The sequence below is a fragment of the Streptomyces sp. 7N604 genome, from assembly GCF_052245475.1.
Taxonomy (GTDB): domain Bacteria; phylum Actinomycetota; class Actinomycetes; order Streptomycetales; family Streptomycetaceae; genus Streptomyces.
Genome location: NZ_JBQQBX010000071.1, coordinates 1 through 11,117 on the forward strand (window position 1 = coordinate 1; position 11,117 = coordinate 11,117).

The window sequence follows — 11,117 nt, forward strand, 5'->3', positions numbered from 1 at the left end:
GAAGCGGCAGGTGCGCTTGATCTCGGGGAAGTCGGTGGTCGCGCCGTCCAGGCCCAGGGCGCGGACCAGCCGCAGGTGGTCCTGGGTGTTGACGACCCATCCGATGACCTTCAGCCCGGCCGCGCGGGCCTGCTCCACGACCTCCAGGGTGAGCCGCCGGATGTTCAGGACGAGCATGCCCGCGCCCACCGCGACCGCGCGGTCGACGACATCCGTGCCGTACCGGCTCGCGACCAGGGCGGTACGCACCCCCGGCAGCAGCCGGCGGATCTCGGCGAGCGCCGCGTCGTGGAAGGAGATCACCTCGACCCGGTCCGCCAGGTCGCGGCGGATCATGACCTCGGCCAGCGCGCGCGCTGCGGCGACGTCCTTGATCTCCGCCTGAAGCGGCGCCTTCACCGCGTCGAGGACCTCCTCGAACACCGGGACGCGCTCTCCGTCGCCCGCGTCCAGCTCGCGCAGCTCCGCGAGCGTGAAGTCGGCGATCGGTCCCGTGCCGTCGGTGGTCCTGTCCACTTCGGCGTCGTGCATCACCACGAGCGCGCCGTCCTTGCTGAGGTGGAGATCCAGCTCGATGACGTCCAGGCCCTCGTGGTCGGCGCGGACGAACGACCGAAGGGTGTTCTCCGGCTCGACGCCCATCAGTCCGCGGTGTCCGATGGTGAGAAATGTCAAGGATGTCTCCGTTCGGTGCGGGTCGACCGGCGGTGCCGCAGCCTAACGGCTCACACCGTTCCGCGGACCATGCCGCGCCAGAATCTCCCTGGCAGGAAAAAGGCCGGTGAAGGCGGGGGTGAGCAGGACAATTTTCGGCAACCCCGCTTGAGCGGGAGATCCTCGTATGGATACGGTGTCTTAACGCGAGGTTCTCCCGTGGAGGGTGAGTTATGACGGAAATTCTTGCGCAGGACCGCAGGGGCGGTGACGTCGGCTCCGCGGAGCGCGTGATCGACCACCGGGCCTGGCCTGCCCTCAAGGATGCCGTGGAGGAGATCCGGCCCTGGCAGTCCAAGGACGGTTCGATCGACTTCGGCGCCGAAGGCGCCCCCACCCGCGCCACGGTGGAGCTCGCCCTCGGCCGCGTCATATCCGCCGTCGAGGAGCTCTCCCCGCTGCTGCCGCACGACGCGGCCTACCACCGGGCGCTCGTCGCCGACCTGCGCCGCTGGGCCGACGGCGGCTTCGAGGTGCCCGACTTCCTCGACTCGCTGCTCGCCTTCCAGCCCGCGCAGGCGCGGGCCGACGGCCTCCAGCACCTCGTCGTCTTCCCGATGTACACCCAGAACGGCAACCCGGACCGTAACCTCGAGGCCGTGGTGCTGCGCGTCGTCTGGCCCGACTGGCTCGCCGAGCTGGAGCGCACCCGTTTCGACAACCCGCTCTTCCTCGGCATCACCTTCGAGGACTTCACCAGCGGCTACGACACCAACTCCGCGGTGCTCTTCCCGGAGACCATCGCCGTGCGCGAGGCCCCCGAGCGCTTCACCTGGGGCGCCATCTTCTGCGACCGCGAGGCCGCCCGCTTCCGCAAGGTCACCGAGGCGGCCGTGGACATCCTGCGCCTGGACCTGCCCGAGGACGTCCGCGCGATGATCGGCGACCAGGCCCGCTGCCAGCAGGCATTCGTCCTCTGGGACATGATCCACGACCGCACCCACAGCCACGGCGACCTGCCGTTCGACCCCTTCATGATCAAGCAGCGCCAGCCGTTCTGGATGTACGGCCTGGAGGAGCTGCGCTGCGACCTCACCGCCTTCAAGGAGGCCGTGAAGCTGGAGGCCGAGGGGGTCGCGCAGGCCCGGGACGTGCAGTACGCGGTGATCTTCGACCGGATGTTCCGCTTCCCGGTCACCGGCGAGCGGGTCCGCAACTACGACGGCCTCGGCGGGCAGCTGCTCTTCGCCTATCTGCACCAGCACGACGTCGTACGCTGGACGGACAACACCCTGCACATCGACTGGGACCGCGCCCCACAGGTAACCAACCAGCTCTGCGCCGAGATCGAGAAGCTGTACCGCGACGGCATCGACCGCCCCAAACTGGTCCACTGGTTCGCCGCGTACGAACTCGTCTCGGCCTACCTCGCCCCGCACCCGGGTTCCACCTGGGCCAAGGGCCCCGACGCGCTCGACCTGACGCAGCCGCCGCGCAAGCTCGTGGACGACGTGCTTCCGGACGAGTTTCCGCTCAGCATGTTCTACGAGGCGCTCGCCAAGAAGCTCAAGGGTGTGATCGCCTCCACCAAGGGCATCACCGCTCGGAGTGCCGGGAGCGCCGAGTCGATGAGCGCGGCGAAAGACGCATCAGTGGAGCCGACGCTTGCGGCGGGGGCCGCGTGAGCGAGGCCGGAGAGGCGGCGAGCATGACGAGCAACGGTACGGGGTCCCTCGACGGCGCGGTGATCGCGGTGGCCGGTGCGGCAGGGCCCGCGGGACGCGCGGCGCTGCTGCGCCTCGCGGAGGCGGGCGCGATCGTCGTCGCCTGCGACGCCGACCCCGCACGGCTTGCCGAGGCCGTCGACGCGGCGCGCTACGCCCACGGCGGCGCTACTGTCACCGGCGAGACCGTCGACCTGCTCGACCTCGACGCGACCCGCCAGTGGGCGGACCGCACCGAGAAGGAGTTCGGCCGGGTCGACGGCCTGGTTCACCTCGTCGGCGGCTGGCGCGGCAGCAAGACCTTCGCCGACGCCCCGCTCGCCGACTGGGACCACCTGCACAACCTGCTGATCAGGACCGTGCAGCACACCTCGCTCGCCTTCCACGACGCCCTGCAGCGGGGCGGCCGCGGACGCTACGTCCTGATCAGCGCGGCCGGGGCCAGCAAGCCCACGGCCGGCAACGCCGCGTACGCCGCGGCCAAGGCCGCCGCCGAGGCCTGGACCCTCGCGCTCGCCGACGCCTTCAAGAAGGAGGGGGGCGAGAAGGGCCCGCAGGCGGCTGCTGCGATCCTGGTGGTGAAGGCGCTGGTGCACGACGCGATGCGCGCCGAGCGACCCAACGCGAAGTTCGCGGGCTTCACGGACGTCAAGGACCTGGCCGAGGCCATCGCCGGCGTCTGGGACCGGCCCGCCGAGGAAGTGAACGGACACCGCCTGTGGCTGACCCCGCAACCGTGACCACCGACGCCAAGCGGCGCCATGATCCCGAGCTGCGCGGTTTTGCCAGCGACAACTACGCGGGTGCGCACCCCGAGATCCTGGCGGCACTCGCGCTGGCCAACGGCGGTCACCAGATCTCGTACGGCGAGGACGAGTACACGCAAGCTCTGCAGCGCGTCATACGCAGCCACTTCGGGCAGACCGCGCAGGCGTTCCCGGTCTTCAACGGGACCGGCGCCAACGTCGTCGCACTGCAGTCGGTCACCGACCGCTGGGGCGCGGTGATCTGCGCCGACAGTGCGCACATCCACGTCGACGAGTGCGGGGCGCCCGAGCGCGTCGGCGGGCTCAAGCTGCTCCCCGTGCCGACGCCGGACGGCAAGCTCACGCCCGAGCTGATCGACCGGGAGGCGTACGGCTGGGACGACGAGCACCGTGCCATGCCGCAGGTCGTCTCGATCGCCCAGAGCACCGAGCTGGGCACCGTCTACACCCCCGACGAGATCCGGGCGATCTGCGAACACGCCCACCAGCGCGGCATGCTGGTGCACCTCGACGGGTCCCGGCTGGCCAACGCCGCTGCGTCGCTCGACCGGCCGATGCGGGCCTTCACGAACGCCGTCGGCGTCGACATCCTCTCCCTCGGCGGCACGAAGAACGGCATGGTGTTCGGCGAGGCCGTGGTCGTCATCAACCGGGAAGCCCCGCGGGCGATGAAACATGTGCGCAAGCTCTCCATGCAGCTGCCCTCGAAGATGCGCTTCGTCTCCGTGCAGTTGGAGGCCCTGCTGGCCGGGGATCTGTGGCTCCGCAACGCCCGGCACGCCAACACCATGGCGCGGCGGCTCGCCGACGGCGTGGGCGGCGTGGGCGGCGTGGAGATCGTCCACCCCGTGGAGTCCAACGCGGTCTTCGCGAAGGTGCCGCACGATGTCGCGGAGCGGCTGCAGAAGCGCTTCCGCTTCTACTTCTGGGACGAGGCGGCGGGCCTCGTCCGCTGGATGTGCTCCTTCGACACCACGGAGGCGGACGTGGACTCCTTCACGGCCGCCCTGGTCGAGGAGCTGGGAAGGCAGTAGGCAGCCCGGGCTCGCATAGGTATGCACTCGGCCGTAAATCAATTGACCGCGGGCCGGACGCCGCCCTAACGTCGTGACATGCAGCTGATCCAGGACACGCCTGATCTGTCCGCCTATCTGGTGGCCGACGAGGCCATCGACCACGAACACCCGCTGGTACGCGAGACGGCGGCCCGGCTGCGGACCGGAGCCCCGGACGCGCCCTCCTACGCCAGGGCCGCCTTCGAGTTCGTACGCGACGCCGTCCCCCACTCCGCCGACGCCGGGGACCCGCGCGTCACCTGGCGCGCCTCCGATGTCCTGCGGCTGCGCACCGGCATCTGCTGCGCCAAGGCCCACGCCCTCGCCGCCCTGCTGCGCGCCGAGTCCATCCCCACCGGACTCTGCTATCAGAGACTCGACATGGTGCACGGGCTCGTGGCGATCAAGCTGCCGGGGCGGGAGAGCTGGGCGCGCCAGGATCCGCGCGGCAACAAGCCGGGCGTCGACGCCCAGTTCAGCCTGGACCGCGAGCAACTCGCCTGGCCCGTACGCCCCGGACTCGGCGAGGCCGATTACCCGACCGTCCATGCCGCGCCACACCCGGCCGTCCTGACCGCGCTGCGGCAGGCCACCGACCGGCCGCACCTGTGGCAGCTGCTCCCCACCGCGCTCTGAGCGGTTCAGCGCCGCTCGACGCGGCCGCCCGCCCTCTCGCTCTCGGCCGCTTCGGCCGGAGCCGGGGCCGTGCCGCCGAGGTGGGCCGGGATCCACCACGTGTCGTCCGGGCCCTTCGGGCGTACGGGATAGGCGCGCTGGCAGGCCTCGAGCAGCTCCTGGACCCGGCCGCGCACCCGGTCGGTGACGCTGAGCGCCGTCTCGGCCGGGTCCGCGGCGATCGGCTCGCCGACGCGCATCGTGATGGGGACGTGGTGGCGGCCGAGGTTGCGCGGACGGCCCTTGGTCCACAGCCGCTGGGTGCCCCACAGGGCCATCGGCAGCAGCGGAACGCCCGCCTCCTGCGCCATGCGTGCCGCGCCCGACTTGAAGTTCTTCAGCGTGAACGACGGCGAGATGGTCGCCTCCGGGAACACGCCCACGATCTCGCCCGCGCGCAGCGCCTTGACCGCGTGCGCGTACGCGTGCTCGCCCTGCGCCCGGTCCACCGGTATGTGCTTCATCGCCCGCATCAGCGGACCGGAGATCCGGTGCCGGAAGACCGACTCCTTCGCCATGAAGCGCACCAGCCGCTTGGCCGGCCGGGCGGTCAGGCCGCAGAAGACGAAGTCCAGATAGCCGATGTGATTGCTCACCAGAACCGCGCCGCCCCGCCGCGGAACGTGCTCGGTGCCCTGGATGTCGAAGCGCAGGTCGAGCGCCTTGAACATGGTGCGGGCGAGACCGATGACCGGCGGATAGACGAGTTCTGCCATATCGGGGGGCCCTTCTGCGCGGCCTGGGGAGGGTTCTCCCGGCGAAGTTACGCGGCCGTAGGTAGGCCGCTGTGGCCGATCGTGCCTGATCGCACGTCCGTCGGCCAGCCACCGCGGGCGCTTGTGCGGGAGATCCTCGTCACGTCGGTGCGCGGACCGGTGCCCCGGTACCGTCCGGCCTGACGCACCGTCAACCCACGGCTCGGCGCAGCAAAAGGTACATTTCGCAGCCAAGGCAGTAGCCGAACGCCGCGTTGAGGAAGGCCGCCGCCAGGGCGCACGCGGTGGCCGCCAGGCCCAGCCACTCCGGACCGACGAGGTACCCGACGACGCCGACGACGGCGAAGAAGAGGCCGACGGCCTGGGCGAAGCGCGGCGGCGCCGGGTCCTCGAACTCGGTCGCCGGCCCGAGCCGCGGGCGCACCGCCGTCCGGAACAGCCAGCCGTACGGCGAGCTGCCCACGCCGGCCGCCGCCCCCGCCGCGAAGGCCAGCGCCTGCCACACCAGCAGCCACCCGCTGCCGGTGATGAGGACGGCGGCCAGGACGACCGTAGTCACCGCTGCCGCGAACCTCGGTCCTCGTGCGTCGATGCCCTTGCCCGCGCCCGTACCTGCGCCCGTACCCGTGCCCTCGCTCATGGCGCCCAGCATGCCGCAGCGCAGGGGATTTGCCGCCACGGGAATTCTTGCGGTCGCGTAAACGCTGTCCCTGGGCGATGACCGGACTCATGGTGTGCGTGGTGGTGCTCGCGGTAGCGGGCGTCTTCGGTCTGCTGCACACGCGGCGCGGCGGGAGGCTGAAGGTGCGCGGTCGTGACGGCGAGGTGCGGCTCGGTGAGGACCTGCTGGGCGCGGAACTGGGGGAGCGTGCGACGCTCGTGCAGTTCTCCAGCGCCTTCTGCCAGCCGTGCCGGGCCACCCGTCGGATCCTCGCCGACATCGCCGGAATGGTGGACGGCGTGACCCATGTCGAGGTCGACGCCGAGGCGCATCTGGAGCTCGTACGGTCCCTGCACATTCTGCGCACGCCCACCGTGCTCGTGCTCGACGCGGACGGCCGGATCGTCCGCCGCGCTTCGGGTCAGCCGCGCAAGGCCGATGTCATCGCGGCCCTCGGCGAAGCCGTCGGGCCGGCGGCGTGAGCGGCATGACCGGTGCGCGTGACCGGGCACGCGGCCGGCCGCGTGATGCATCTCCCATCCCCTTGACCGCACTTGACGTGGAGCTTTGTCGGTCGTCAGGCTGACGGCATGCGGTCGGGAATCCTTCTCTTCTGGCGGGTCCACGTGGACCTGGTCCGGTATGCGAGCGCGCGCTGTCCGGGTCACGACTGAGCAGCAACGTCTCCTCGCTCGGCCCGACCCAGAGAAGGACAACTCCATGACGGCCACGCACGATCTCGCTACGCCCAGGCTCGCCGCGGCACCACCCGCCGCCTCCGACCTGCTGCGCTCCGCCTTCCGCCGCCACGCCGCCGGCGTCGCCGTGATCACCGCACACGGCACCCGCCCCACCGGATTCACCGCGACCTCCCTCACCTCCGTCGCCGCGGAGCCGCCGCTGCTCTCCTTCGGTGTCGGCGCCGGCTCCTCCAGCTGGCCGGTGCTCGCCGACGCCGAGCACATCGGCGTCCACATCCTCGGCGAGCACCAACAGGAGCTGGCCGCCACCTTCGCCCGCAGCGGGGCCGACCGCTTCGCTCCGCCCACCCGATGGCGCACCGGACCGCACGGCGTGCCGGTACTCGAGGGCGTGCTGGCGTGGCTGGTCTGCCGCGTCGTGGCCCGGATACCCGCGGGGGACCACCGGGTGGTCCTCGGCGAAGTGCTCTTCGGTGACCCGGACGGCGCCGGCCGTCCGCTCCTCTACCACCAGGGGCGCTTCGGCGCCCTGCGGGACTGAGGAGGCCCCTGGGACAGACGTGCTCGGTTACACAGCGTTGCCAACGTCACAGTTGACCGGCCTTGCTTACGGGCGGAACGGCGACTGTACTGACAAGTAATATTTCGGGTCGGAATGCAGGCCGCCCCAACCGGGATCCGCCCCGAAGGGCGCCTATGCTGCCAACACAAGGCAGCTTCGAAATGACGATGCAAGTAGGAGAGCCGGCGTGAGCTTGAGGATCGTTGTCTGTGTGAAGTACGTGCCCGACGCCACCGGCGACCGGCACTTCGCCGAGGACCTGACCACCGACCGCGAAGCGGTCGACGGCCTGCTGTCCGAGCTCGACGAATACGCAGTCGAGCAGGCCCTCCAGATCGCCGATGACGCCGACGACGCGGAGATCACCGTGCTGACCGTCGGCCCGGAGGACGCGCGCGACGCGCTGCGCAAGGCGCTCTCCATGGGTGCGGACAAGGCCGTGCACGTCGAGGACGACGACCTGCACGGCACCGACGCGCTCGGCACCTCGCTCGTGCTCACCAAGGCCATCGAGCACATCGGCTACGACCTGGTGGTCTGCGGTATGGCCTCCACCGACGGCACCATGGGCGTCCTCCCGGCGATCCTCGCCGAGCGCCTGGGCGTGCCGCAGGTGACGCTGCTCTCCGAGGTCTCCGTCGAGGACGGCAAGGTCAGCGGCCGCCGTGACGGTGACGCCGCGACCGAGCAGCTCGAGGCGTCGCTCCCGGCCGTCGTGTCCGTGACCGACCTGTCGGGCGAGGCCCGTTACCCGTCCTTCAAGGGCATCATGGCTGCCAAGAAGAAGCCGGTGGAGTCCCTGGACCTGTCGGACCTGGGTCTCGAGGCGGACGAGGTCGGCCTCGAGGGCGCCTGGACCAAGGTGGACGAGGCCGCGCAGCGCCCGGCCCGTACCGCCGGAACGATCGTCAAGGACGAGGGCGAGGGCGGCAAGCAGCTGGCCGAGTTCCTTGCGGGCCAGAAGTTCATCTAAGGCCTGAGCTTCGGCAATCACCTCAACCGCCCCCAGATCCTTCGCAATCGCAGGAGAGCAATCCCATGGCTGAAGTTCTCGTCTACGTCGACCACGTGGACGGCGCCGTCCGCAAGCCGACCCTCGAACTGCTGACGCTGGCCCGCCGGATCGGCGAGCCCGTCGCCGTCCACCTCGGCTCCGGAGCCGACACCGCCGCCCCGACCCTCGCCGAGTACGGCGCGGTGAAGGTCCTCGCCGCCGACGCGCCCGAGTTCACGGACTACCTCGTCGCGCCGAAGGTCGACGCGCTGCAGGCCGCGTACGACGCCGTGTCCCCGGCCGCCGTGCTCGTGCCGTCCTCGCCCGAGGGCAAGGAGATCGCCGCCCGCCTCGCGGTGCGCATCGGCTCCGGCATCATCACCGACGCCGTCGACCTGGAGGCCGGCGACGAGGGCCCGGTGGCCACCCAGTCGGTGTTCGCCGCCGCCTTCACCACCAAGTCCCGCGTCACCAAGGGCACCCCGGTCATCACCGTCAAGCCCAACTCGGCCGCGCCCGAGGCCGCTCAGGCCGCCGGCACCGTCGAGCAGCTCGCCGTGACCTTCGGCGAGAAGTCCACCGGTACCAAGGTCGTCTCCCGGACTCCGCGCGAGTCGACCGGCCGCCCCGAGCTGACCGAGGCCGCGATCGTGGTCTCCGGTGGCCGCGGCCTGAACGGCGCCGAGAACTTCTCGATCATCGAGGAGCTCGCCGACTCCCTCGGTGCGGCCGTCGGTGCCTCCCGCGCCGCCGTCGACGCCGGCTGGTACCCGCACACCCACCAGGTCGGCCAGACCGGCAAGTCCGTCTCGCCGCAGCTCTACCTCGCGGCGGGCATTTCCGGCGCGATCCAGCACCGCGCCGGTATGCAGACCTCGAAGACCATCGTGGCCATCAACAAGGACGCCGAGGCCCCGATCTTCGACCTGGTCGACTACGGCGTGGTCGGCGACCTCTTCCAGGTCGTCCCGCAGCTGACCGAGGAGGTCAAGTCCCGCAAGGGCTGACCCCAGCTGGAGCCGACCCGGTTCCGTCCGACCCGATTCCGGTCCGGTTCCGACCCGGTTCGAGAGGCCCCCGTACGCCGTGCGTGCGGGGGCCTCTCGCGTTGCCCAGGGGGAGTTGGTTGACCTGCGGCAGAGCCGAAAGATAGCTTCGCTCTACGGATTGTTGATTCCGTAACGCGGAAAATGGAGGGTGTCGAATGGGGCAGCACGAGTCGGTGGCCACCAGCCTCGCGAGCGCGGTGCGCGAGGAGATCGGGGCCTCGCTGGCCCGCGTGGACGCGGAACTCGCGCGCCGCTACCCCGGCGACCCGGGCACCCGTCAGCCCGTGCACACCGTCTACGTTCCCGGCGACGTCTTCACCGCCGGCACCGTGCGCTCCTGGGGCGACCAGGCCGTCGCCGCGCTCGACGAGCACGCCCCCGACGCCGCCTCCCTCGCCGCCGTCCTCGACCTGAGCGGCGACCTCGCAGGCCCGGTGTACGCGCGCGTGCGCGCCAAGCTCGAGCGCGAGCCCATCGAGGACCTGCGCATCGACTTCGAGGACGGCTACGGCCCGCGCCCGGACGCGGAGGAGGACGCCGCCGCCGCGCGCGCCGCCCGCCTGGTCGCGGACGCGTACGCCGACGGCACCGCGCCTCCCTACATGGGCATCCGCATGAAGTGCATGGAGGCCGCCGTCCGCGACCGCGGCATCCGCACGCTCGACATCTTCCTCACCGGCCTGATGGAGGCAGGCGGCCTGCCCGGCGGCCTCGTCCTCACCCTCCCCAAGGTCACCTACGCCGAGCAGGTCACCGCGATGGCCAGGCTCTGCGCGGAGTTCGAGAAGGCCCGCGGCCTGGAGCCGGGCCGGATCGGCTTCGAGATCCAGATCGAGACCACCCAGTCGATCCTCGGCCCCGACGGCCGGGCCACCGTCGCCCGCATGATCGACGCCGCCGAGGGGCGCGCGACCGGGCTGCACTACGGCACGTTCGACTACAGCGCCTCCTGCGGCGTCAGCGCCGCCTACCAGTCCATGGACCACCCGGCCGCCGACCACGCCAAGGCCGTCATGCAGGTCGCGGCTGCGGGCACCGGCGTACGGCTCTCCGACGGCTCCACCAATGTCCTCCCCGTCGGCCCCACTTCGCAGGTCCACGACGCCTGGAGGCTCCACCACCGCCTCGTACGCCGCTCCTTGGCCCGCGCCTACTACCAGGGCTGGGATATGCACCCCGGCCACCTGCCGACCCGGTACGCCGCCGTCTACGCCTTCTACCGCGAGGGACTCGAGCAGGCCGCGGCCCGGCTCGCCGCGTACGTGGGCCGGGCGGGCGGCGACGTCATGGACGAGCCCGCCACCGCCAAGGCCCTCAGCGGCTACCTGCTCCGAGGCGTCGACTGCGGAGCCGTCGACGGCGACGAGGTCACGGGGCTCACCGGCCTCCACCGCGCCGATCTCGACCGGCTGGCCGGGCGGCCTGTCACGCCCTAGGTGTGCTGTCCCGGGACGTTGGTGACAGGCGACATGCCTTGAGCGGTCCTTGAAAGGGGTGAGGGCCTCTGGGTTCGGTGTGGATTGCGAAGTCTGCACCGATGCCCAGGAGGCCCTCGTTGT

General features: G+C 71.1%; 12 protein-coding genes. 9 read left to right on the top strand and 3 right to left on the bottom strand.

All coding sequences use genetic code 11. From position 1 onward, the window contains the following. The coding region (locus tag ACTWP8_RS37715; RefSeq protein ID WP_443326565.1) for a glycerophosphodiester phosphodiesterase at positions 1–675 on the bottom strand (675 nt) is incomplete at its 3' end. A 212-nt stretch (positions 676–887) separates the two neighbouring features. On the opposite strand from ACTWP8_RS37715, the gene ACTWP8_RS37720 reads away from it, so the two are divergent. The 4 genes from ACTWP8_RS37720 (at position 888) to ACTWP8_RS37735 (ending at position 4,836) form a co-directional block, all read left to right on the top strand. After that, positions 888–2,339 carry a DUF6421 family protein gene (locus tag ACTWP8_RS37720; protein WP_443326566.1) on the top strand — a complete coding sequence of 484 codons (1,452 nt, stop codon included), beginning with the start codon at positions 888–890 and terminating at the stop codon, positions 2,337–2,339. A 23-nt stretch (positions 2,340–2,362) separates the two neighbouring features. After that, positions 2,363–3,118 (top strand): SDR family NAD(P)-dependent oxidoreductase, encoded by a 756-nt coding sequence (locus ACTWP8_RS37725; RefSeq protein WP_443326567.1) that lies wholly within the window; start codon positions 2,363–2,365, stop codon positions 3,116–3,118. Continuing rightward, complete coding sequence (locus ACTWP8_RS37730) at positions 3,097–4,179, top strand: threonine aldolase family protein (protein ID WP_443326568.1); 1,083 nt, start codon at positions 3,097–3,099, stop codon at positions 4,177–4,179. The genes ACTWP8_RS37725 and ACTWP8_RS37730 overlap by 22 nt, the downstream gene beginning before the upstream one ends. A 78-nt stretch (positions 4,180–4,257) precedes the next feature. After that, a complete protein-coding gene (locus tag ACTWP8_RS37735; protein WP_443326569.1) occupies positions 4,258–4,836 on the top strand; it encodes a transglutaminase domain-containing protein in 579 nt (192 codons plus the stop codon). A gap of 5 nt (positions 4,837–4,841) precedes the next feature. On the opposite strand, the gene ACTWP8_RS37740 is transcribed toward ACTWP8_RS37735, so the two are convergent. Continuing rightward, positions 4,842–5,591: a lysophospholipid acyltransferase family protein gene (locus tag ACTWP8_RS37740; RefSeq protein WP_443326570.1), complete on the bottom strand. Its 750-nt coding sequence runs from the start codon at positions 5,589–5,591 to the stop codon at positions 4,842–4,844. A 190-nt stretch (positions 5,592–5,781) separates the two neighbouring features. Beyond that, positions 5,782–6,231 carry a DUF4395 domain-containing protein gene (locus tag ACTWP8_RS37745; protein WP_443326571.1) on the bottom strand — a complete coding sequence of 150 codons (450 nt, stop codon included), beginning with the start codon at positions 6,229–6,231 and terminating at the stop codon, positions 5,782–5,784. A gap of 77 nt (positions 6,232–6,308) precedes the next feature. On the opposite strand from ACTWP8_RS37745, the gene ACTWP8_RS37750 reads away from it, so the two are divergent. From ACTWP8_RS37750 to ACTWP8_RS37770, 5 genes are all read left to right on the top strand, one after another. Beyond that, positions 6,309–6,734, top strand: a complete 426-nt coding sequence (locus ACTWP8_RS37750; protein ID WP_443326572.1) for a thioredoxin family protein — start codon at positions 6,309–6,311, stop codon at positions 6,732–6,734. Between the two features lie 238 nt (positions 6,735–6,972). Beyond that, the gene (locus tag ACTWP8_RS37755; protein WP_443326573.1) at positions 6,973–7,494 is read left to right on the top strand and encodes a flavin reductase family protein; all 522 of its coding nucleotides are present in this window, start codon (positions 6,973–6,975) and stop codon (positions 7,492–7,494) included. Between the two features lie 208 nt (positions 7,495–7,702). Further along, the gene (locus ACTWP8_RS37760; protein ID WP_443326574.1) at positions 7,703–8,488 is read left to right on the top strand and encodes an electron transfer flavoprotein subunit beta/FixA family protein; all 786 of its coding nucleotides are present in this window, start codon (positions 7,703–7,705) and stop codon (positions 8,486–8,488) included. A 65-nt stretch (positions 8,489–8,553) separates the two neighbouring features. After that, the gene (locus ACTWP8_RS37765; RefSeq protein ID WP_443316712.1) at positions 8,554–9,516 is read left to right on the top strand and encodes an electron transfer flavoprotein subunit alpha/FixB family protein; all 963 of its coding nucleotides are present in this window, start codon (positions 8,554–8,556) and stop codon (positions 9,514–9,516) included. A gap of 197 nt (positions 9,517–9,713) precedes the next feature. Further along, on the top strand, positions 9,714–10,994 hold the full coding sequence (locus ACTWP8_RS37770; protein ID WP_443326575.1) for a DUF6986 family protein: 1,281 nt from the start codon (positions 9,714–9,716) through the stop codon (positions 10,992–10,994). Positions 10,995–11,117: the final 123 nt, after the last annotated feature.

Bases quoted from the DNA above. Each gene is read 5' to 3' on its own strand.
- ACTWP8_RS37720 (WP_443326566.1), top strand. From the start codon at position 888: ATGACGGAAATTCTTGCGCAGGACCGCAGGGGCGGTGACGTCGGCTCC.
- ACTWP8_RS37725 (WP_443326567.1), top strand. From the start codon at position 2,363: ATGACGAGCAACGGTACGGGGTCCCTCGACGGCGCGGTGATCGCGGTG.
- ACTWP8_RS37735 (WP_443326569.1), top strand. From the start codon at position 4,258: ATGCAGCTGATCCAGGACACGCCTGATCTGTCCGCCTATCTGGTGGCC.
- ACTWP8_RS37740 (WP_443326570.1), bottom strand. From the start codon at position 5,591: ATGGCAGAACTCGTCTATCCGCCGGTCATCGGTCTCGCCCGCACCATG.
- ACTWP8_RS37745 (WP_443326571.1), bottom strand. From the start codon at position 6,231: ATGAGCGAGGGCACGGGTACGGGCGCAGGTACGGGCGCGGGCAAGGGC.
- ACTWP8_RS37750 (WP_443326572.1), top strand. From the start codon at position 6,309: ATGACCGGACTCATGGTGTGCGTGGTGGTGCTCGCGGTAGCGGGCGTC.
- ACTWP8_RS37755 (WP_443326573.1), top strand. From the start codon at position 6,973: ATGACGGCCACGCACGATCTCGCTACGCCCAGGCTCGCCGCGGCACCA.
- ACTWP8_RS37765 (WP_443316712.1), top strand. From the start codon at position 8,554: ATGGCTGAAGTTCTCGTCTACGTCGACCACGTGGACGGCGCCGTCCGC.
- ACTWP8_RS37770 (WP_443326575.1), top strand. From the start codon at position 9,714: ATGGGGCAGCACGAGTCGGTGGCCACCAGCCTCGCGAGCGCGGTGCGC.